This is a genomic window from Tardiphaga sp. OK245 (genome assembly GCF_900108575.1).
Lineage (GTDB): Bacteria > Pseudomonadota > Alphaproteobacteria > Rhizobiales > Xanthobacteraceae > Tardiphaga > Tardiphaga robiniae.
On sequence record NZ_FNWZ01000001.1, the window covers coordinates 1114843 to 1136844 of the forward strand.

General features: G+C 61.9%; 19 protein-coding genes. 10 read left to right on the forward strand and 9 right to left on the reverse strand.

The window, feature by feature from the left end; translation table 11 throughout:
- Nucleotides 1-8: 8 nt before the first annotated feature.
- Nucleotides 9-281: a hypothetical protein gene (locus tag BLW80_RS05115; protein WP_089265966.1), complete on the reverse strand. Its 273-nt coding sequence runs from the start codon at nt 279-281 to the stop codon at nt 9-11.
- A gap of 131 nt (nt 282-412) precedes the next feature.
- Nucleotides 413-1381, reverse strand: a complete 969-nt coding sequence (gene rocF, locus BLW80_RS05120) for an arginase (RefSeq protein WP_093757061.1) — start codon at nt 1379-1381, stop codon at nt 413-415.
- Between the two features lie 127 nt (nt 1382-1508).
- Here rocF and glgX point away from each other — a divergent pair, with 127 nt between their 5' ends.
- Together glgX and BLW80_RS05130 are read left to right on the forward strand one after the other, a co-directional pair.
- On the forward strand, nt 1509-3614 hold the full coding sequence (gene glgX / locus BLW80_RS05125; protein WP_093757062.1) for a glycogen debranching protein GlgX: 2106 nt from the start codon (nt 1509-1511) through the stop codon (nt 3612-3614).
- Between the two features lie 143 nt (nt 3615-3757).
- Nucleotides 3758-4606: a transglutaminase-like domain-containing protein gene (locus tag BLW80_RS05130; protein ID WP_093757063.1), complete on the forward strand. Its 849-nt coding sequence runs from the start codon at nt 3758-3760 to the stop codon at nt 4604-4606.
- 62 nt (nt 4607-4668) lie between these two features.
- Here BLW80_RS05130 and BLW80_RS05135 read toward each other — a convergent pair whose 3' ends face one another.
- Nucleotides 4669-6192: a permease gene (locus BLW80_RS05135; protein WP_093757064.1), complete on the reverse strand. Its 1524-nt coding sequence runs from the start codon at nt 6190-6192 to the stop codon at nt 4669-4671.
- Nucleotides 6189-6977, reverse strand: coding sequence for an ABC transporter ATP-binding protein (locus BLW80_RS05140; protein WP_502688585.1), 789 nt, complete (start codon nt 6975-6977; stop codon nt 6189-6191). Before BLW80_RS05140 ends, BLW80_RS05135 begins: the two co-directional genes overlap by 4 nt.
- 226 nt (nt 6978-7203) lie before the next feature.
- On the opposite strand from BLW80_RS05140, the gene BLW80_RS05145 reads away from it, so the two are divergent.
- From BLW80_RS05145 to BLW80_RS05160, 4 genes are all read left to right on the forward strand, one after another.
- Entirely contained in the window at nt 7204-7899 is a 696-nt protein-coding gene (locus BLW80_RS05145; RefSeq protein ID WP_089265960.1) for a Crp/Fnr family transcriptional regulator, read from the forward strand.
- Nucleotides 7900-7963: 64 nt separating this feature from the next.
- The gene (locus tag BLW80_RS05150; RefSeq protein ID WP_093757066.1) at nt 7964-8368 is read left to right on the forward strand and encodes a response regulator; all 405 of its coding nucleotides are present in this window, start codon (nt 7964-7966) and stop codon (nt 8366-8368) included.
- A 194-nt stretch (nt 8369-8562) separates the two neighbouring features.
- The gene (locus tag BLW80_RS05155; protein ID WP_093757355.1) at nt 8563-10524 is read left to right on the forward strand and encodes a methyl-accepting chemotaxis protein; all 1962 of its coding nucleotides are present in this window, start codon (nt 8563-8565) and stop codon (nt 10522-10524) included.
- A 201-nt stretch (nt 10525-10725) separates the two neighbouring features.
- Entirely contained in the window at nt 10726-12804 is a 2079-nt protein-coding gene (locus BLW80_RS05160; RefSeq protein ID WP_093757067.1) for an ATP-dependent helicase, read from the forward strand.
- Here the strand turns inward: BLW80_RS05160 and BLW80_RS05165 are convergent.
- The gene (locus BLW80_RS05165; protein ID WP_093757068.1) at nt 12801-13712 is read right to left on the reverse strand and encodes a LysR family transcriptional regulator; all 912 of its coding nucleotides are present in this window, start codon (nt 13710-13712) and stop codon (nt 12801-12803) included. The genes BLW80_RS05160 and BLW80_RS05165 overlap by 4 nt on opposite strands.
- Before the next feature lie 128 nt (nt 13713-13840).
- Here BLW80_RS05165 and BLW80_RS05170 point away from each other — a divergent pair, with 128 nt between their 5' ends.
- Nucleotides 13841-14782, forward strand: a complete 942-nt coding sequence (locus BLW80_RS05170) for a ring-cleaving dioxygenase (protein ID WP_093757069.1) — start codon at nt 13841-13843, stop codon at nt 14780-14782.
- Nucleotides 14779-15417 (forward strand): alpha/beta hydrolase, encoded by a 639-nt coding sequence (locus BLW80_RS05175; protein ID WP_093757070.1) that lies wholly within the window; start codon nt 14779-14781, stop codon nt 15415-15417. The genes BLW80_RS05170 and BLW80_RS05175 overlap by 4 nt, the downstream gene beginning before the upstream one ends.
- A 194-nt stretch (nt 15418-15611) precedes the next feature.
- Here BLW80_RS05175 and BLW80_RS05180 read toward each other — a convergent pair whose 3' ends face one another.
- The 3 genes from BLW80_RS05180 to BLW80_RS05190 all read right to left on the reverse strand — a co-directional run bounded on the left by BLW80_RS05180 (nt 15612) and on the right by BLW80_RS05190 (nt 18994).
- Entirely contained in the window at nt 15612-17309 is a 1698-nt protein-coding gene (locus tag BLW80_RS05180; RefSeq protein WP_170849578.1) for a thiamine pyrophosphate-binding protein, read from the reverse strand.
- Nucleotides 17310-17517: 208 nt separating this feature from the next.
- Nucleotides 17518-17841, reverse strand: coding sequence for a hypothetical protein (locus BLW80_RS05185; protein WP_210185300.1), 324 nt, complete (start codon nt 17839-17841; stop codon nt 17518-17520).
- A 142-nt stretch (nt 17842-17983) separates the two neighbouring features.
- Entirely contained in the window at nt 17984-18994 is a 1011-nt protein-coding gene (locus BLW80_RS05190) for a class 1 fructose-bisphosphatase (protein WP_093757072.1), read from the reverse strand.
- A gap of 155 nt (nt 18995-19149) precedes the next feature.
- On the opposite strand from BLW80_RS05190, the gene BLW80_RS05195 reads away from it, so the two are divergent.
- Nucleotides 19150-20121, forward strand: coding sequence for a LysR family transcriptional regulator (locus BLW80_RS05195; protein ID WP_093757073.1), 972 nt, complete (start codon nt 19150-19152; stop codon nt 20119-20121).
- A gap of 98 nt (nt 20122-20219) precedes the next feature.
- Complete coding sequence (locus tag BLW80_RS05200; RefSeq protein WP_093757074.1) at nt 20220-20897, forward strand: biliverdin-producing heme oxygenase; 678 nt, start codon at nt 20220-20222, stop codon at nt 20895-20897.
- A gap of 159 nt (nt 20898-21056) precedes the next feature.
- Here the strand turns inward: BLW80_RS05200 and hemF are convergent, their stop codons facing one another.
- On the reverse strand, nt 21057-21950 hold the full coding sequence (gene hemF, locus BLW80_RS05205) for an oxygen-dependent coproporphyrinogen oxidase (protein ID WP_244527958.1): 894 nt from the start codon (nt 21948-21950) through the stop codon (nt 21057-21059).
- Between the last annotated feature and the right edge of the window lie 52 nt (nt 21951-22002).

Sequence of the window (22002 nt, forward strand, 5' to 3'; positions counted from 1 at the left end):
GCGCAATATTAGTAGCGTTCGATGACAGTACGACGTTCGACGCCGCCATCGTAATAGCCACGATCGCGGTCGCGGCTGCGCTTGATGATCACGGTCTCGTTGCGGTCACGGCGATCGCGGTAATAGCCGCGGTCATAGTCGTCGCGATAGCGGTCGCGGCCGACGGCGCCGACCGTCACGCCGCCCGGACCGACGCCCACGCCGATGTCCTGGGCCTTGGCTGGAATTGCGCTGCTGATGCCCGCCGCAGCAACGGCGATGATGGCAAGATGCTTAATCATGACGTGCTCCTCGTGTGTGAACCATGAGGAAGCAATCCCGCGCTGCAGGGTTAGTTCCGAGAACATGACGAAACGGTCATGCATAACGCGCACGAAGGCCCGGAACAAATCGAGGTTTTGCCGACCGCGAGCTAGCCGGGCGGTATAATTGCGTTGCTCGGTGTCGGCCGATCGGTGATCTGCTGCCCGAACAGGCTGCCGACCAGCTCGACCATCACCCGTGCGGTGCGCCCGCGCTCGTCCAGAAACGGATTGAGCTCGACGACATCCAGCGAGCACATCAGGCCTGAGTCGTGCAGCAGCTCCATGATCAGATGCGCCTCGCGATAGGTGGCGCCGCCGGGCACCATGGTGCCGACGCCGGGCGCTGCCGCGGGATCGAGGAAGTCCACATCGAAGGACACATGCAACACGCCGTTGCGCGCCTTGACCCGCTCGATGACGCGGCGGATCAGGACGCCAACACCGAACTCGTCAATCTGCCGCATGTCTGCGATGGCGACCTTGCGCGCGTGCACCAGCTCTTTCTCCAGCTTGTCGATGGAGCGGATGCCGAACAGATCGAGATTATCGGGCTTGATCGATGCGCGCGGCTCAGCGCCGAGTAGTCCATCCAGACCGGACTCGCCGCACAGAAAGGCCGCGGACATGCCGTGCATGTTGCCGGTGATGGTCGTGTGCGGCGTATTGTAATCGGCATGCGCGTCGAGCCACAGCACGAACAATTCCCGCTCCTGCTCGTGCCAGTGCCGCGCCACGCCATTGACCGATCCCATGGACAGGCTGTGATCACCGCCCACGAAGATCGGCAGCGCGCCCGATTTAGCAAGCGTGTAGGCACGCGCACTCAGCGCCTGGATCCAGCTCTGGATCACACGGTAATGCTTGGCATTCTCCGGCGGCGCATCGGTCGACAGAGGCACAGACGGTGGCATGAGGTCACCGTGGTCTTCCACCTCGAAGCCAAGCTCTTCCAGCAGCGGCCCCAGGCCTGCCGTCCGCATGGCCGCCGGCCCCATCAAGGTCCCGCGCTGCGAGGCCCCGACTTCGACTGGCGCGCCCAGCAATGCGATGCGTTTGTGATGGGAGACGTCGGTCATAAGCAAAACTCCGGGCTAGCGACCCTCGCAGGCCAAGATATATTCCGAAACAGCCTGTTTGCATTGCAACGGAAATGCGGCGGCGCAGTTATCCCGCGCATTTTCATCACCAGACAGTGGGGCAATCGTGACGCACAGAGTAGTCGAAGAAGGTCTCCCCTATCCCTTTGGCGCGCATTGGGACGGAAAGGGCACAAACTTCGCGCTCTTCTCGGCCAATGCCACCAAGGTCGAGGTCTGCCTGTTCGACGGCGACAAGGAAACGCGAATCGAGCTGCCGGAATATACCGACGAGGTGTTTCACGGCTACATCCCCGACGTCGGCCCCGGCACTTTCTATGGCTATCGCGTCCATGGCCCCTATGAGCCAGAAAAGGGCCATCGCTTCAATCCGAACAAGCTGCTGCTCGATCCCTATGCCCGTGCCCATGCCGGGCAGCTCGAATGGAATCCAGCCGTGTTCGGCTACAAGATGGAGAGCGGCGACGACACCACCTTCGACGAACGCGACTCCGCCCCGTTCATGCCGAAATGCGTGATTGTCGACCGCGACTTCGACTGGGCCGGCGAGGCCGGCCGGCAGCCGGTGCCGTGGGACCAGACCATCATCTACGAGACCCACGTCAAGGGCTTCACCAAGCTGAATCCCGACGTGCCCGAGAAGCTGCGCGGCACCTATGCCGGCTTCGGCAGCAAGCCTGTGGTGGATTATCTCTGCGGCCTCGGCATCACCTCGGTCGAGCTGCTTCCGATCCATACTTTCATCAATGACGACTATCTGCTGAACAAGAAGCTGGTGAATTACTGGGGCTACAATTCCATCGGCTTCTTTGCGCCCGATCCGCGCTACGCATCGGACGTGCCGAACTCGCTGCGCGAGTTCAAGGAGATGGTGTCAACGCTGCATGCCGGCGGGCTCGAGGTCATCCTCGACGTGGTCTATAACCACACCGCTGAAGGCAACGAGCTTGGCCCGACCCTGTCGTTCAAGGGCATCGACAATGCCAGCTATTACCGGCTGATGCCGGACAAGCCGCGCTATTACATCAACGACACCGGCACCGGCAACACGGTCAATTTGTCCAATGCCCGCGTCATCCAGATGGTGGCGGACAGCCTGCGCTACTGGGTGCGGGAGATGCATATCGACGGCTTCCGCTTCGATCTCGGCACCATTCTCGCGCGCGAAGTCTACGGCTTCACCGAACAGAGTGGCTTCCTGAAAGCCGTCGATCAGGACCCATTGCTGACGACAGTGAAGTTGATCGCCGAACCCTGGGACATCGGCCCCGGTGGTTATCAGGTCGGCGGTTTCCCACCCGGCTGGGCGGAATGGAACGACAAGTTTCGCGATACTGCGCGTGACTTCTGGCGCGGCAAAGCGCCGGTCGCGGCACTCGCACCGCGTCTCGTCGCGTCTGCGGACATGTTCAACCATCAGGGTCGCCGCGCCTGGGCCAGCGTCAATTTCGTCACCGCTCACGACGGCTTCACGCTGAACGATTGGGCGAGCTACAACGAGAAACACAACGAGGCCAATGGCGAGAACAACAAGGACGGCTCCTCCAACAACGCCTCATGGAATTGTGGCGTTGAGGGCCCGACCGACGACAAGACCATCATCGCGCTGCGCGAGCGCCAGAAGCGTAATATGCTGGCGACGCTGCTGTTCTCTCAGGGTACGCCGATGTTGCTCGGCGGCGACGAATTCGGCCGCACACAGAGCGGCAACAACAATGCCTATTGCCAGGACAGCGAGATTTCCTGGTTCAACTGGAGCCTGACGACCGAGGGCAAAGACCTGCTCGCTTTCACCAAGCGGCTCATCAAGCTACTCGGCGGCTGCTCGGTCCTGCGCCGCAGCCGCTTCCTGACCGGCGAACACGACCCCGACCTCGATGTTCGCGACGTGACATGGATCAACGCCAATGGCGGCCCGATGGAAGACGCACATTGGAAAGACGGCAACATGAAATGCTTCGGCATGCTGCTGGACGGCCGTGCGCAGAAGACCGGCATTCACAAGCCGGCGGAGGATCAGACCATGCTGATGATCCTGAACGGCTTCGAAGGACTGGTCGATTTCACGATGCCCGAGGCGTTTGGCGGACAGGCATGGGAACTTCTGGTGGATACCAACATTCCAGATACGAAGGGCGGCGAGGATTTCCCGTTCGGCCATATGTATCAGGTAACTGCCCGCTCGCTGCTGCTGTTGTCCCTGAAGAAATAGCTTATGGTGCAGCGGGGCCGGCGCGGCCTCGCTGCCCACATTTTCTGCACATTCCTGTCGCTGAACCTCGGAACGATGTTTGGTGACTACACTTGTCTGGCAACGATGAATTCCTGATTTGCCGAGCTAGTGGAGACGTAAAAGTGAAGATTCGCGCGGGCTACGACATCGCTTTCCAGTGTTTGCAGGAAACGCCCATGATCCTGATGCTTAGCATTCATCCTTCGCGTGCGAAGGATCTGCAGAGCCCACACCGCATCCAGTTTTCCCACGACGTACAGGCGCATGACTATCTCGACATGTTCGGCAATACCTGCACGCGCATCGTCGCACCGCCCGGACTGATCGAAATCAAGAATGACTTTCTGATTTCTGATAGCGGGCTGCCGGATGAGGCTCCGCCGTCCGGGCCGCTGCAGGCGGTCGGCGAACTGCCTGACGATGTCATGGTCTTCCTGCTCGGCAGCCGCTATTGCGACACGCAGAAGCTGTCCGATCTTGCCTGGTCGCTGTTCGGCCATATCGAAGACGGCGTGGCGCGCGTCCAGGCCATTGTCGATTACGTGCATCAGCGCATCGAGTTCGGCTATCACCACGCCCGCAATGATCGTACGGCCTTTGAAGGTCATGAAGAGCGTATCGGCGTGTGCCGCGACTTCGCGCATCTCGCTGTCACGCTGTGCCGCTGCATGAACATTCCAGCACGCTATTGCACCGGCTATCTCGGCGATATCGGCGTGCCCATCGATCCCGCGCCGATGGATTTCAGCGCCTGGTTCGAAGTCTATCTCGGAAACAAGTGGTACACGTTCGATGCCCGCCACAATCATCCGCGCATCGGGCGCATCGTGATGGCCCGCGGCCGCGATGCCGCTGACGTAGCGATCTCCACCAATTTCGGCCCGACGCCGCTGGTGCGTTTTACCGTGGTTACGGAAGAGGTTTTTAGCGAAGCCACCCCCGCCATCGCGCCGATGTCGATGGTGGCCTGATCGTTGTTTCGAGCCAATCGTTGATTTCAAAGCCATCCGTGTCCGCGGGTGGCTTTGTCGTTTCAGGTCCTGACAGGACTGATCTTCCACGTCAGCGCCATCAAGCCCGCGGTCGTGGCGCCTGCGATCACTGAGGCGATTGGCAGCACCAGTGCCAGCGCCGCCGTCGCAGCCCAGCCGATCGACGAGAAGGCTTCGGCGAAGGTCGCGATGCGCGATGACGTTTGACGTCGCCTGAATTGGCTGCGCCGTGCCTGCACTCTGAACCAGAGCTGGATAGCTGTCGCCGAGGCGGCCGCAACGACGGTCGCCAATGCCGTCACAGCGGCCAGCCGCAGCGAAACGAGCGCGAGACCCACGACCATCGGCGTGAACACGACAGCTATGATGACCAGCACGACTTCGACCTTGGCCGCGATGATCGTGTTTGCCGGAAGCGGTGCTGTCGTGACCAGATCCGCAGCGTCTTCGCCGGAGATTGTCAGCCACGCCAGGCCGCCGGCGAGCTGACCCGCGGCCATCACGATCACCGGCGCCAGCACGATGAAGGCACCTGCGCCCTCGCCGAAACTACGCCACAGCATCAGGGCCGGCGGTAACAGATACAGCAGCTGCATCAGGGTTTGCGAGACCAGCCACGGATCGCGCCACAAGAGGATAAACTCCTTGCGGCGCAAGGCGTTACGCCGGGATCCCGTCCGGAACGGTCTTGCGACTTTCTTGCGACGAACTTGCGCCAATGGCACGGCACTGGCCACGTAGTTGCTGAATCGCGGCGAGAAGATCGCCATGGCGCTTCCCAGCAGGATCAAGCCGGCTGCCAGCAGCGGCACCAGTGCTGCGATATCGCCGAGCATCGCGCGCGCGGGCCACCACACGATGCTGTTTGCTTCAGGCGCAAAGGCGGCTGCGGCATCGGAGGTCAGCACGGCGAAACGCGACAGCGTGCCGTAAGAGAGAATCGCCGCAACCTGCAATGCGATGACGAAACCTGCGCCAGTGACCGCCGAAATGATCTGTGCTACCAGCCGCGTCTTGGCAGGGCCGCAGAGCTGAAACAATCCGACAGTGATGGCAATAGCGCACGCAGACGCCGACAGGCCCATGGCAATGACGACGGCATAGGCGGAAAACCAACGCGCACCGCCGCCGATCACCAGCACGTTGACGAAAGGCGTCGCCAGCAACAGCGCCATCAGGGTCACCGTCAATGCGATGGCTGCGATGCGGACGGAGAACAGGTTGGTGAGCGGCGCCGGTGACGACATGATGAGATCAAGATCGGCGCGCGCGTAGAATACGCGGGTGACGGACTCAATCGCCTGGGACAAAACGAGCGCCCAGGCGAGGAAGATACTGGCGGTGATGACAATCGCCGTCGATTGATCGAGCGGCGTCCGCACATCTGCGAAACGGCCGACCACCGCATAGGCCGGCAGATGCAGGAAGATCACGAAGACAATCAGCAGAAGCGAAATAGTCCGCGGACGCCAGCGACGGCCCGCCGTGAGCATGCCCAGCATCTCCCGCCACGCCAGCAGGACTTCATGGCCGGCAAACCACATCACGCTGGCGGATGGTGTCATGCGGCAACCGGCGCGCCGTCCACCAGCGCCACGAACATGTCTTCGAGGCTGGTGTCGCCCTGTCCGTTCTGCTGACGCAATTCGGCAAGCGTACCTTCGGCGATCAGCCTGCCTGCGGCGATCACACCGATCCGGTCGGCCATGCGTTCGGCGACTTCGAGAATATGCGTGGTCATGATCACCGTGCAACCGGAGCGCACGCGATCCTGCAACAGGCCTTTGACATGACGCGCCGACACGGCATCGAGCCCGGTCAAAGGTTCGTCGAGAATGATCAGCCGGGGCTCATGCACCAGCGCGCCGGCCAGCGCTACCTTCTGGCGCATCCCCTTGGAGAAGCCTTCGCATCGCTCATGCAGGTGTGGACCAAGACCTAGCGATGCCAACAGTGCATGCGACGTGCGCTCTGCCGTTTCAGCATCGCAGCCCCATAGACCGGCAACGAATTCGAGATATTCGAGCGGCGTCAGCTTGTCATAGATCATCGGCTCATCGGACACCCAGGCCATGATCTGTTTCGCCGCAACGGGATCGGCGAGCGCGTCGATACCAAGTATGGACACCGATCCGGCATCGGGGCGCAGCAATCCCGCGACCATGCGCAATGTCGTCGTCTTGCCTGCTCCATTGGCACCCAGCAGCGCATAGAACTCGCCAGCACGAACCGTGAGATTGAGTCCGTCGACAGCTGGCCGATCGAAACGTTTCGTTAACCCTCGCAATTCGAGGGCAGCGTGTGTTGCGGACATGACAGACGATCTGCGCGTTAAGTTGCGTAGCAACATGGAGGGAAGTTGTTTCAGGGCAGTGAATCCGATGACGTAACTACGCCGCCTCACGCGCCTGGTGGTATCTATATGCACATCGGGATTGATGACCCCATCAATCCTCCCACTCACGCATGTGCGTTTGTGATCTCTTATGCCGGCAATTTAACTAGATCTGGCGGGAACAATACAACCCTGAATAGATTTACGCTGACCTGCAAAGATCGATCTCCGGAGATTCGCGATGACACGGCTAGCTGCCTTGAAGGTTCCTGCTGTAGCCGAGTTCGATGCGCCGTATTTTCTGACCTGTCCCGGCATCGGAAAGGTTACGACCGACTACAAGAAAAACCAGAACATCTTTTGTCAGGGTGAGACGGCAGATTCTGTTTGCTACATCCTGAGCGGACGTATCAAGCTCACGGTCCTGTCTGAACAAGGCAAGGAAGCCGTCGTCGGCCTGCTCGAACCCGGACAGTTCCTCGGTGAAGGTTGCCTGAATGGTCATCCGCTGCGCACCGTCACAACGACGGCGATGGAAGACTGCACGATTGTTACCATTAACAAGTCGGTGATGCTCGCCCATCTGCGCGACGAGCCGGCTTTCGCAGAATTCTTCGTCGCCTATCTTCTGTCGCGCAACAACCGCATCGAAGAAGATCTGATCGATCAGTTGTTCAATTCAAGCGAGAAGCGCCTCGCGCGCCTGTTGCTGATCCTCGCTCACTATGGCGAGGGAGGCGCCAGCCATCCCATCGATATCGACATCAGTCAGGAAATGCTGGCGGAGATGATCGGCACCACGCGGTCGCGCGTCAGCTTCTTCATGAACAAGTTTCGTAAGCTCGGCTTCGTCAGCTATGACGGACATATTCAGGTCCACAGATCGCTGCTCGATGCGGCGTTTAACGAGAAGCCACATTTGCAACGTGGCATGTAGCGATGCGTGCGTAACCAGACAACCATGCTCCGCACTGGCGCGACGGCATCCGGGGGACCGGCAGATGGCAAGCATCCTGATCGTCGACGATGACAAGGTCGTTCAGATCTTCACCAAATTGATGCTTGAGCGCGAAGGCCACCGCGTCACCTGCGCGAGCGACGGCCCGCGCGCGCGCCACATTCTCCGCAACACGGATTTCGATCTGCTCATCATCGATATCTTCATGCCCGGGATGAACGGGCTGGAGACGATGAAGCTGGCGCATCGGTGCCGTCCGGAGATCCCGATCATCGTCATGTCAGGTCACGCGGCCTCACCGGCAGGCGTGTCCGCGCCCGATTTTCTCGCGATGTCCACCGAGCTCGGCGCCGTCTGTCGCCTCCAGAAGCCCCTCAAATCAGCGGTTCTTCTCTCGCACGTGGACCGGTGCCTTGCGCCGGGGAATGGCTCGTCTCGGCTCCACTAGCATCGTCGCACATTCGATCACGACTGATGCTGGCATCGCCCGAAGCCAAAATCTGCTGCGGCATAATGGAATCATGATACCAGGATACCTACACATCAGGGGTAATTAAGGGCTCCTTCACTCGGCTTCCCTATTTTCACGTGGAATTTCAGTGCCGCAGCAAAATTGCTTGTCGCGGTCCAAGGGGCATGTCGATGCAAGCACTCAATTCTATTTCAGCACGTATGATTGTCGCCATCACGCTCGTCGCTGCCGGATCGTGCGGCGCGCTCGCTGCCTTCAGCATGTGGCAGCAACAGGCGATCATCGACACAGCCCTTAGTCGCGAAGCGCATGATGACTACGCCAATCTCACGGCAGCGCTGAATGCCGAAACGCGCACGCTGCTCGCAGTTGCCGAGTCGATCGCGTCATCACAGCCGATCAAGGACGCCATCAAGGCGAACGATCGTGCCAGCGCGCTCGCGAATCTGAAGGAGGCCCATCAGCGTATCAAGCCGCGCGGCCTCGAACTGATCACCATTCAAACACCGCCGGCCATCAGCTTCGCCCGCATCCACAATCCCGGCACCTTCGGAGACAACGTTTCCGAACGCCGCAAGATGGTGGTGCAGGCGATGACCAGCAAGAAGTCGGTCGGCGGCATCGAGCCCGGCCGTGATGCGCTCAACGTCTTTGGCGTAGCACCGGCGATGGATGGTGATACCATTCTCGGCACGATCGATGTCGGCGCTCCGTTCGGCAAGACTTTCGTCGACACCATGAAGTCGCGTTTCGGTGTCGATGTCGGCATTCACCAGATCGACGGCCAGGCCGGCAAGACGCTGGCGTCCACCCTGAAGTCGGCTGCTCCGGGTGTCGATATGCTGCGTCGCGCGCTTGCCGGCGAAGTTGTGACCCAATATGGCGAACTCGACAACAAGCCCGTTGCCACGACCTTCGGCGCAATCAAGAGCTTTTCGGGCGACAACATCGCCGTCTTCGAAATCACCCGTGATACGAGCGGATATCACAGCCTGATGCGATCCTCGCTGAATTGGCTGGCCATCATTTCTGCCTGCGTGCTGCTGCTCGCCGGTGCCATCGCAACCTTCATGGGCCGCTCGATGGCGAAGCCGATCCGCGCACTCGAAACTGCGATGCGGACCATTGCGGGCGGTAATCACACGATCGCGGTGCCGGGTGCAGGCCGCAAGGACGAGATCGGCTCGATGGCCGGCGCCGTCGAAATCTTCAAGACCGGGCTGATCGAAACCGAGCAGCTGCGCGCCGCCCAGGAAGAGCAGCGCGAGCGCGCCCAGCTTGATCGCCGCGACACCATGAGTGCTCTCGCCTCGCGCTTCGAGGGCAGCGTTGGTACCGTAGTCACCGCCGTTGGTTCGGCTGCCGGCGAACTCCGCACAACCGCGCAATCGATGGCGGCCACCGCCGAGGAATCGACCCGGCAGACCGCAGCTGTTGCGGCAGCATCCGAGGAGGCCACGCAGAGCGCTCAGGCAGTCGCCGCTGCTATCGAGGAGCTCAACGCCTCGATCAGCGAGATCGCACAGCAGGTCAACGAATCTGCCCGCGTCGCCGGCGATGCGGTATCGCAGGCCAACGTCACCAATAGCGAAGTGCAGAGCCTTGCGGAGGCCGCGCAGAAGATCGGTGACGTCGTCAAGCTGATTAGCGAGATCGCTGCGCAAACCAACCTGCTCGCACTCAATGCCACCATCGAAGCGGCCCGCGCAGGTGAAGCCGGCCGCGGCTTCGCCGTCGTCGCTTCCGAAGTGAAGGCACTGGCCACCCAGACGTCGAAGGCAACGGACGAAATCTCGGCACAGGTCGGCGCGATTCAGAGTGCCACGAAGCTCTCGGTGGGTTCGATCCAAAGCATTACCTCGACCATCGGCCGCGTCAGCGAGATCGCAAGCGCCATCGCCGCCGCCGTCGAGGAACAGGGCGCAGCCACGCTCGAAATCGCCCGCAACGTCGCCGAAGCCGCCCGCGGCACCGGCGAGGTCTCGCAAAACATTGCCGGCGTCAATGACGCCGCCCGCGAGACCGGCCTCGCCGCGTCGCGCGTGGTGGAGTCGGCCGCGGACCTGTCACGCAACGGCGAAGACCTCCGCACGCAGGTCGATGTGTTCCTCCGCGAAGTGCGGGCGGCTTAAGCCGCTACAAATTCGGATGTCATCGCCCGGCTTGACCGGGCGATCCAGTACAAGGCGCCGTCAGCGCATTTCGCAAGCAACCGCGTTTACTGGATCACCCGCTTTCGCGGGTGATGACAGCTGAGAAAAAAGCGCCTCAAACCGTCCATTGCGAACAAAGCGGGAATCAGCGAGCGTGATTCGTCACCTCGGATACATGCCTTGCTCGCTCAAGCCTCTTATCTCGACGCCCTCAATCCAGAACAACGCCGTGCCGTCGAGCATGGCGTGTTCCCGCACGGGAACAGCATCACGTCTGCTCCGCTGTTGGTCATCGCCGGTGCCGGTTCCGGCAAGACCAATACCCTCGCCCATCGCGTGGCGCATCTGCTCGTCAACGGCGCCGATCCGCGCCGCATCCTGCTGATGACCTTCTCGCGTCGCGCCGCCAGCGAGATGAGCCGCCGCGTCGAGCGCATCGCGCGCCAAGTGATGGGCGACAATGCCGGCGTCATGACCGATGCGCTGGCCTGGGCTGGCACATTCCATGGCATCGGCGCGCGGCTCCTGCGGGACTATGCCGAACAAATCGGACTCGATCCCGGTTTCACCATTCACGACCGCGAGGATTCCGCCGACCTGATGAATCTGGTCCGGCACGAACTCGGCTTCTCCAAAACCGAGACGCGCTTCCCGACAAAAGGCACATGCCTCGCGATCTATTCCCGCTGCGTCAATTCCGAGACCGAACTCGATCAGGTGCTCGGCGCGTCCTATCCGTGGTGCGCGGCGTGGTCAGCCGAGCTGCGCGAGCTGTTCGCCGGCTATGTCGAAGCCAAGCAGAAGCAGAACGTGCTCGATTACGACGACCTGCTTCTGTACTGGGCGCAGATGGCGAGCGAACCGCTACTGGCTAGCGATATCGGCGGTCGCTTCGATCACGTGCTCGTGGACGAATATCAGGACACCAATCGCCTGCAATCGGCAATCCTGATGGCTTTGAAGCCCAACGGGGCGGGCCTCACCGTCGTCGGCGATGACGCGCAGTCGATCTATTCGTTTCGCGCTGCCACCGTACGCAACATTCTGGATTTCCCCGGGCAGTTCAGCCCGCCGGCTGACATCATCACGCTCGACCGCAACTATCGCTCGACGCAACCGATCCTGGCGGCGGCCAATGGTGTGATCGATCTCGCGCGTGAACGCTATACGAAGAATCTCTGGACCGATCGCGTCTCCTCTGCCAAGCCGCAACTCGTCACCATCCGGGACGAGACCGATCAGGCCCGCGCCATCGTTGCGCGTGTGCTCGACAATCGAGAAGGCGGCATGAAGCTGAAGGAACAGGCCGTGCTGTTCCGGACGTCGTCGCACAGCGGATCACTCGAAGTGGAGCTGACGCGGCGGAACATTCCATTCGTCAAATTCGGCGGCCTGAAGTTTCTCGACGCCGCGCATGTCAAGGACATGCTGGCGCTGCTGCGTTTCGTGGAGAACCCACGTGACCGGGTCGCCGGTTTCCGGCTGATGCAATTGCTACCCGGTGTGGGACCAGCTTCCGCACAGCGCGCGCTGGATCACATGATCGCGGCACCCGATCCGATCGACGCCCTCGCTCACGCGCCGGCCCCGCCCCGCGCAGCAACCGACTGGCGCGGCTTTGTCGAGGTCATTAGCGAGATCAAGTCACGCCGTGCGGGCTGGCCCGCCGAACTGGAACTGGCGCGGCGCTGGTATGAGCCGCATCTCGATCGCATTCATGAGGATTCGCTGACGCGTCGCGCCGATCTGATCCAGCTCGAAGCGATCGCGTCAGGCTATCCGTCGCGCGAACGTTTTCTCACCGAACTCACGCTCGATCCGCCTGACGCGACCAGCGATCAGTCCGGCGTGCCGCTGCTCGACGAGGACTATCTGATCCTCTCGACCATCCATTCCGCCAAAGGGCAGGAATGGAAGTCTGTCTATGTGCTGAATGTGGTCGATGGCTGCATGCCGTCGGATTTGGGCACCGGGACATCAGCGGAGATCGAGGAAGAGCGCCGGCTGCTCTACGTGGCGATGACGCGCGCCAAGGACGATCTGCATCTGATGGTACCGCAGCGTTTCTTCACCCACGGCCAGCACGCACAAGGTGACCGACACGTCTATGCGTCGCGCACCCGCTTCATTCCCGAAGCGCTGCTCGGCCTGTTCGAACGCACGACCTGGCCGCAGGTGGCTGCGGCAGATCCGGCGCGTGCGGCAGCACAGGGCGTGCGTATGGACATCAATTCGCGGATGCGTGCGATCTGGCGCTAGAGTTTCCTGTCCCACTCTGGCACGCCGGCAAACCGTGCGACCAGGAAATCGATGAATAACCGCACCTTCACGGCGAGATGCCGGGTCGGTGGGTAGATCGCGTAGAGCGTCAGTGGCGGTGCCTTGTAAGCGGAGAGCACACTGCGCAGCGATCCCGCACGTAGTGCATCGCCGGCAATGAAGGTGGGCAGCAGCGCGACGCCCCTGCCCTTGATCGCGGCATCGCGCAGTACTTCAGCATTGTTGACGCAGAGCGTCCAGCTCGGCTGGATCCAGTGATCGTTGCCATCCCTGCCGGTCAGCTTCCACTGATTGCCCGTGAGTAGGAAGCCATAGGTGAGCAGCGCGTGGCTGCGCAGATCCTCCGGCAGCTTCGGTGTGCCATGTTGCTTGAGATAGTCCGGCGACGCGCAAACCGCGCGATCGATGGCGACGATTTTTCGCGCGATGAGACTTGAAGACTCCAGATCCGCGATGCGAAGCGTCACGTCGAAACCGCCCTGCATCGGGTCGACCTGATCGTCCGACAGCACGAGCTGGATCTGCAGCTCTGGGCACTGCGCCATGAAGTCGGCAATCGCCGGGCCGAGTTGCAGCGTGCCGAACGACATCGGCGCATTGACGCGCAGCAGTCCGCGCGGCGTCGATTGCGCCTGCGCCACCGCCTGATCGGCGGCATCGAGATCGGCGAGGATACTCAGTGCCCGCTCGAAATAGGCCTGGCCGTTCTCGGTCGCGCTCGCGTGACGCGTGGTGCGGTTGAGCAATTGCACGCCGAGGTCCTGTTCGAGATCGCCGACATATTTCGAGATCGCCGAGCGCGACAGCCGCAGCTGCCGCCCTGCTTCGGAGAAGCTGCCGAGTTCGACGACTTTGACGAAGGCGCGCAGGCTGTTGAGCTTATCCATGGGGCATTCCTGACTGTCCCCAATTCATAGACAGTCATGTCACAAATGGCCAGATTGTCTTTGAACGGGGATGACCCAATTATCCCGGCAACGGAAGACGAGACGCCTTCCCAACCAGGAGACAGACCATGTCAGGCATCCACCATGTCACCGCAATCGCCGGTAACGCCTTGCGGAATTTTGATTTTTACACCCGCGCGCTGGGCATGCGCTTCGTCAAGAAGACCGTCAATTTCGACGATCCGGGCACCTACCACTTCTACTACGGCGATGAGACCGGCAAGCCGGGCACCATCCTGACCTTCTTCCCGTGGGAGCATGCGGCCCCCGGCCGTGGCGGCGTGGGCCAGACCCAGCAGACGTCGTTCCGGGTCCCTGCCCGCTCGCTCGGCTACTGGACGCATCGCTTCATCGAGAAGGGCATTGCCCATGAGGCGCTCGAAAAGCGCTTCGGCGAAGCCGTGCTGCCCTTCACCGATCCGGACGGCATGAGCCTCGCTCTGGTCGGCGTTGCCGGCGCGGAGAACGAGCCCGGCTGGAGCAATGGCGACGTTCCGGCGGAGCACGCGATCCGCGGCTTCCATGGCGTGACGCTTCTGCTGGAGAAGGCCGAGAAGACCAGCGCGATACTCACCGACGTGTTCGGCTTCAAGGAAACCGCGCGTGAAGGCTCGATCATTCGCCTGAGCACCGACAGTGTCGAAGGCGGCATTGTCGACATCTACGAGGCCGGTGGTTTCCTGCCGGGTCGTCAGGGTCGCGGCTCGGTGCATCACATCGCCTTCCGCGCCGTCGATGACGCCGATCAACAGGTGATGGCCAACAAGCTGGTGAAGACCCACGGCCAGCAGCCGACGGAGCAGAAGGACCGCAACTACTTCCGCTCGGTCTATTTCCGCGAACCCGGCGGCGTGCTGTTCGAGATCGCCACAGACATCCCCGGCTTTGCCGTGGATGAGCCCGTCGAATCCCTCGGCGAGCATCTGAAACTGCCCGCGTTTCTCGAAAAGCATCGCGGCGAGATCGAGCGCGTATTGCCGGTGCTCGACACGGAAAAGGTGACGTCATGAGTAACGACCTGTCCCACATTCATCGCTTCGCGCCGGGCAACCGGCGCGAGGTAACGCCGCTCCTGCTGCTGCACGGCACCGGCGGTGACGAAAGCGATCTGCTGCCACTCGGCGAGGCAATTGCGCCGGGCGCAGCACTGCTGTCGCCGCGCGGTCAGGTGCTGGAACACGGCATGCCGCGTTTCTTTCGCCGGCTCGCCGAAGGCGTGTTCGACGAGGACGACTTGCGACGCCGCGCCAATGACCTTGCGGACTTCATAGTCGAAGCCCGCAAGCGCTACGGGCTCGCAGCGCCGATCGCACTCGGCTATTCCAACGGCGCCAATATCGCCGGTGCGATGATGCTGTTGCGGCCGGAGGTGCTGGCTGGCGGCATATTGTTGCGGGCGATGGTGCCGCTACGTGATGCGCCGGTGGCAGATCTCGCAGCCAAGCCGGTACTGATCGTGTCGGGCCAATCCGATCCGATCATCCCGCCAAGCAATTCGCAGCGGCTTGCCGTGATGCTGGCAAAAGCGGGTGCCGATGTGCAGCATCGCACGTTGCCAGTCGGGCATCAGCTCTCGCAGGCGGATCTGACGATTGCGAAAGAATGGTTGGGGAATGTTGAAGCAACGAACCAAGCCGCGGCATAATCTCTCCCCGCCCGGCGAAGCGAAGCTTCGCTAGGCGGGGAGAGGTCGAAGGCGAGCGCAGCGGAGCCTTCGGGTGAGGGGAGTTAGTGGTTTGCGCTTAAGTGTATCATGCGCTCCCCCTCACCCGGCTTTCACGCGCTCCGCGCGCTTCAGCCGACCTCTCCCCGCCAAGCGGGGAGAGGTAAGAAGGCCAATTACAAGTTCGCACCGCTGAACATTTCGCTGTACCAATCCGCGATCAGCTTCGGATTGATCCGGCCGTCGACGATGAACACCCCCTGCGCGCCATCGGCAACCCAACGCTTTACCGCATCGAGATCGGCGAGCGTCCGCACCACCACGCCATCGGCGCCATATCCGCGCGCGATGGCCGCAAAGTCGGTCACCGGAAATTGCGCCATGCCGGCATTGTAGCCTTCGGGGCCGAAGTGATGCACTTCGGCGCTATAGGCGCTGTCGTTATAGATGAAGATGCAGAGGCGCTTCTTCAGCCGCACCGCAGTTTCCAGCTCGGCGATCGACATCAGGAAACCACCGTCACCGACCGCCAGCACCGTCAGCCGCTCCGGCTGCGTGACTGCGGCACCGATGGCGCCGGCGAGGCCGAGGCCGATGGACTGGAACGCGATGGGGATGCACCAGCCTTTATGGTCGGGCGCTGAAATATAGCGCGTCACCCAACCGACGAAATGTCCGCCGTCGACAACGACGGTGCGATCCTTCGGCAAGATATCGTCCATCGCCTTGCTCAGCGTGCGCGGATCGATGTGGTCGGCAGTGCTAGTGTCGTCATAGGCCAGATTATGATTGCCTCTGGCAGTCATCACCGCGGCAACCTCGGGCGTGCGCCAGCCGGCCTCGCTGGGCGGCGTCCTATCAAACGCCTGCAACACGGCAGTGGCCACAGCCGATGCATCGCCTTCGAGCTCGAGATCTACCGGACGATGGACGCCGATGCGGCCCTTCTCGACATCGATCTGCACGAGCTGGGCATAGTCCGAGATCAGCTTGCCCTTCTTCGTGGTCCACATGTTCAGCGACATGCCGAAGGCGAGGATCATATCGCTCTGCGCGATCAGCTCAGCCGTCGCCTTCGACGAGAAGCCACCGGCCACGCCCAGATTCCATGGATGACCGGAAAACATCCCGTGCGCCTGCAACGACGTCGCCAGCAACGCGCCGAGTCTGTCTGCCAGTTGAACCAGTAACGGCTGCGCATCGGCCACGACAGCGCCATGACCCGCCAGAATCAGCGGCCGTTTCGACGTCCGGATCGTCGCAACAAGTTCATCCAGCTTCGCCGGATTGATCGTGATCCGCGGCATGATAGGAAGATGCTTCTTTCCCATCGTCGCCGCGACCTGCATTTCCTGCACATTGATCGGCAGGCTGAGCACGACCGGCTTGCGCTCACGCAGAGCAACCGAGGCTGCTTTCCAGGTGTCGGCGTAAGCGCTCTGTGCATCGGTGATCTGCCGCCATTCGCCGCCGACCGCGTGAACGAGTTCCGACTGATTGAAGGCAAATGCCGACTGCTTGTCGCCGAGCACCACGTCGCCTGCGAGAACGAGCAATGGCGTGTCGCTCTTAGCGGCTTCGCCGATGCCGGTGATCGCATTGGTGAGACCCGGCCCCGCCGTTACGCTGACGATCGTGAGATCGCGCGTGAGACGCGCCGCCACATCGGCCATGCTCACCGCACCGCCTTCGTGGCGCGCAGCGACAAACTCGACACCGAACTCGGTCAATCCGAGCGTCACCTTGAAGTTTGCGCCACCGACGAGACCGAAGCAGCGCTTGGCGCCGATATCGGCGATCGCGCGTGCAACTTCGCGCCAGACGGTCGAATTGGCCGGGGTGTGGTCGAGAACTGCAGCGGATGAGGATGTCATGAGGTCACTTTGCACCGATCGCGATCTCCTCGACATTCAAGGATCGGGCCAAAGTAGTTTAGGTCTAAAGGAATTGCCATATGTTGATCGCGCTGGCCCAATCACGTGATCGGGAGAGCGGAACAGACGCAGAATTGCCATCTGCGGTGCTCCGCAGTGGCCAGTTCCGCGCAGATACAGCCTTATTTAAGGGCAGATCGGCCGGCGGCTACGCCCGTCCGGCGATCACCATGCTGTGCAGATCGTCGGCTATCTTCGGCGCAGCCGCGTCTTCAAGCGACGATCGCAGGGCCTCGATATCGGCCTCCGGCACGGGGCGCCATCCGCAGGGGCACTGGCCGTCCTGATGGGCAGCAGCAACTTCGCGATAGGTCGAACCGATCGCGGTGGCCAGAAGACGCATCACCACATCGGGCGCCAGACGCGAACTGTCCAGCACGCGGCAGAACGTCGTCATGATGGCCTGATTGAGATAGGTCTGTGCCGAATTCTCGTCGGTGATATCGGAGACCTTGACCTGCTGCGGAAGCATGCGCGTATCCTTTGCGACCCCTGCGATTGTCTAGGCCGCGGTCGCGTCATGCTCAACCCGTTTCGGGACCACGGGCCTTAGAAGCCCTCAAGCCTGTCATGTTTTGAATGGATCAAAACAGGATGTGTAGTGCAGGCCCTATCTATTCTGCTGCAGCTTGCGCTTGTCCCGCGCTGGCATCGAGATGCATGGTCTCGATACGTCTCACCTTGCTGATCGAACCCATGATCAACGGCACGCGCTGATGGATTGCCGTCGGCGCAAGATCGAGAATACGGGTACGGCCCGTGGTCGCGCCGCCGCCGGCCTGTTCGACGATGAAGGCCATCGGATGCGCTTCATAGACAAGACGCAGCCGACCATCGGCATAGCCCTTGCGCGCATCGGACGGATAGAGAAACACGCCGCCCCGGATCAGGATGCGATAGGCCTCGGCGACCAGGGCTGCGATCCAGCGCATATTGAAATTCTTGCCGCGCGGGCCATCGACGCCGGCGAGGCACTCTTCGACAAAATCGCGCACCGGCGCTTCCCAGTGGCGATGGTTGGACGCATTGATGGCATATTCCGAGCACTCGGCCGGGATCTGCACGCGCTGGCGAATGCGCTTGTAGCTCCCAGCGGCGCGATCGAGCGTGAAGATTTCGACGCCATCACCAAGCGTGAGGACCAGCGATGTCTGCGGACCATAGACGACGAAGCCGGCGGCAATCTGCGCGCTGCCCTTCTGCGTGAACGGCACAGCGTCCTTCGACGTCGGCATGATCGAGAAGATCGTTCCGACGGTCATATTGGTTTCGATATTCGACGATCCGTCGAGCGGATCGTAGGCGATCTCCAGCAGCCCGCCGCCGTCGCGGATATCCGCCGTCTCGGCTTCCTCGGAGGCCAGCGCTGCCCAGGACACCGGCTTCAGCGCGGTACGAACAATCTCGTCGGCGCGGACATCGAGATCCTTCTGCACGTCGCCATCGGCATTCTGCGCTCCCTGCGCCTCGCCGGTAATTCCGGCCAGCGCGCCGCAGCCGATCAGGTCGGAGATTTCGATGGAGGCCTTGGCGAAGGCATCGACCGCAGCAGCCACGGCCAGCCGCAGCGGGTCCTGTCCGGCGTAGTCAGCCGTATATCGGGACAGGGGCATGTGGTCGGTCATCGCAATCTCCGCAAAATACTGGGCTCCTTCTGGCACATGGCCGCGTCCGGAAGGCCCGGGAATGGCAGAAATGGGCCATTTTGCCCACAGATATTGACCGGCTGGGCCAAATAAAGGAACTTTCGTAAAAATCAGGCGGCGAAAGTTTTCCTTATATGACGAAGCGCTTCCGCGACATCTCGATCCGCCAGCTGCGTGCACTGGCCGCCGTCGCCGCCAGCGGCAGTATTACGGCGGCAGCTTTGAAGCTGCGCCTGACACAGCCGGCTGTCACCTTGCAACTGCGCAACCTGCAAGGCCTCGCTGGCCTGCCGCTGATCCAGCGCACCGGCGACGGAATGGTCCTGACCGATGCCGGCCGCGAGGTGCTGGCGCTGTCGGAACGGATCGAGGCGGCGATGGCCGCCTGCGCGACATCGCTGGACATGATGGCCGGCAAGACCGGCGGGCGCATCTCCATCGGCGCCGTCAGCACCGCGAAATACTTCGTGCCCTTCGCAATCTCGGCCTTCGCGAAGCTCCATCCCAAGATCGAGATCTTGCTGACGGTCGGCAATCGCGAGGAGACCATCGCAGGTCTGCGCAGCTACGATCTCGATATCGCGATCATGGGCCGGCCGCCCGCCGGGATCGACATGGATGTGAACCTGATCGGCGATCATCCGCATGTGATCATCGCACCGAGCGATCATCGCCTCGCGAGCAAGGCGCGCCTCTCCATGAGCGATCTTGCAGGCGAGACTTTCCTGACGCGCGAGCCCGGCTCGGGGACGCGCGGATTGATGGAGCAACTGTTCGAGAGCGCAGGCTTACGCGCCACGATCGGCATGGAGATGGACAGCAACGAGACCATCAAACAGGCCGTGATGGCCGGGCTCGGCATCGCCTTCATCTCCGCGCATACGGTGGCCACCGAACTGGAGCAGCGGCGACTGGTGATGCTGGATGTGATCGGCCTGCCGATCATCCGGCAATGGTTCGTGCTCAACCGCAAGGACAAGGTGCTGCTGCCGCCGGCGCAGGCGATGCGCGCATTCCTCGCCGCACAGGGCGCGCAGTTTCTGCCTGCAACGGAAACCGGCAAATCTGCGCCGGTACGCCGCAAGTCCCGCAGCCGCGCGCTGTAGCAACAGGCCTGGCCTCACCTTGTAGCATCCGGCGAGGGTGATATGGTGTCGCCAGCCCGAGCGCCAACACACCCCTTTATCAGTCATCGGAGAATTCAATGCCTGCTGCCTCGGCAGATAGCACTGCGCCCGTCAGCGTCGTGACCGCCCTTTATCTCGGCACCAAGGTGCTTCACACCGAAGCCGAGCGCTCCGGCATCATCAAGGACATGTTGCGCGGTGACGTCAGCCGCAAGGGCTATGTCCTGCTGCAGCGGAATCTGCTGGCGGCCTATCAGGCGCTGGAAGCCGGACTTGAGAGCCATCGCGACACGCCAGCGCTCGCCGCACTCGCTCAGTATCGACTCGATCGTGCATCGGCCATTCAAGCCGATCTCAATGTGCTGTGCGATGGCGATTTCTCCGCTGTGCCGATGCTGCCTGCCGGCGAAGCCTATGCCAAGCGCATCGCGGATGCCGCCAAGGGCGACGGCGAATTGCTGATTGCCCATGCCTATACGCGCTATCTCGGCGATCTCTCCGGCGGCCAGATTCTCAAGCGCCTGCTCGCCAAGAAGCCCGGCCTCGCGCCGGAGGAATTGTCGTTCTACGACTTCCCGGCCTATGCCGATCTCGCCGCGCTGAAGTCGGACTATCGCACCGCGCTCGATGACGCCGGCAAGCTCGCGAAGAATCCGCAGGCGATCATCGATGAAGGCTCGGTCGCGTTCCAGCTCAATACGGATCTGTCCTGGGCCGTGCAGGGTGCGATCGAAGCGGAGCAGGTGGCTTCTTAGCCTCTCCCCGCTTGCGGGGAGAGGTCGACTTTCACATGCGAAGCATGTGGAAGACGGGTGAGGGGGAGCCAGTGTTTCACTCTCTGGCTCCCCCTCATCCGTCTTGAATGACCTTCGGTCATTCAAGACACCTTCTCCCCGCAAGCGGGGAGAAGGAAATTACTTCCAGCTGACCAGCGGCGGCATCGAGCTCAGAATGTTCTCGACGTTGCCGCCGGTCTGCAGGCCGAACATCGTGCCCTTGTCGTAAAGTAAGTTGAACTCGACATAGAGCCCGCGCGTTTCGAGCTGCTGCGCGCGCTCTTCCTCGGTCCAGGCTTCCTGCATCCGTGCGCGCACGATGCGCGGATAGACATCGAGGAAGGCCGAGCCGACATCACGCGTGAAGGCGAAGTCCTTCTCGAAATCGCCGGTGTTGAGCTGATCGAAGAAGATGCCGCCGACGCCGCGCGCCACGCCGCGATGCGGCAGGAAGAAGTAGTCGTCGGCCCAGGCCTTGAACTTCTTGTAGTAAGTGGGGTCATGCGCATCGCAGGCGCCACGCATCGCATCGTGAAACGTGATCGTATCCGGCGCATCGACCTTGCGCTGCTCGGGCAGCATCGGCGTCAGATCCGCGCCGCCGCCGAACCAGCCCACTGCCGTCGACAGGAAGCGCGTGTTCATGTGCACGGTCGGCACGCGCGGGCTGCGCGGATGCATGATCAGGCTGATGCTGCTGGAGACGTAATCGAGCTGCGATCCGCCGCCCGGCATTTGCCGCGCCATCTCCGGCGACAGCTTGCCGTTCGCGGATGACGTATGGATGCCGATTTTCTCGAACAGCCGGCCGCCCGAGAGAAAGCCGCCGACGCCGCCGCCGATGCCCGTCGCGCGGGTCCACGGCTTGTAGGTGAAGGTGGCCGGCGTGCCCGGGAACAGCGCCTGCGGCGCCTCGCGCTCCAGCGCCTCGATCTCGGCGCAGATGCGGTCGCGGAGGGATTCGAACCAGACCTTGGCACGGGTGCGGTTCTGTTCGATTTCTGGACTGACGATCGGGGTCATGATGTTCATGGTCTTTTCGCTCATGATGTTCGTACAGTCTATATGCCGCCTGCGGCGCGAT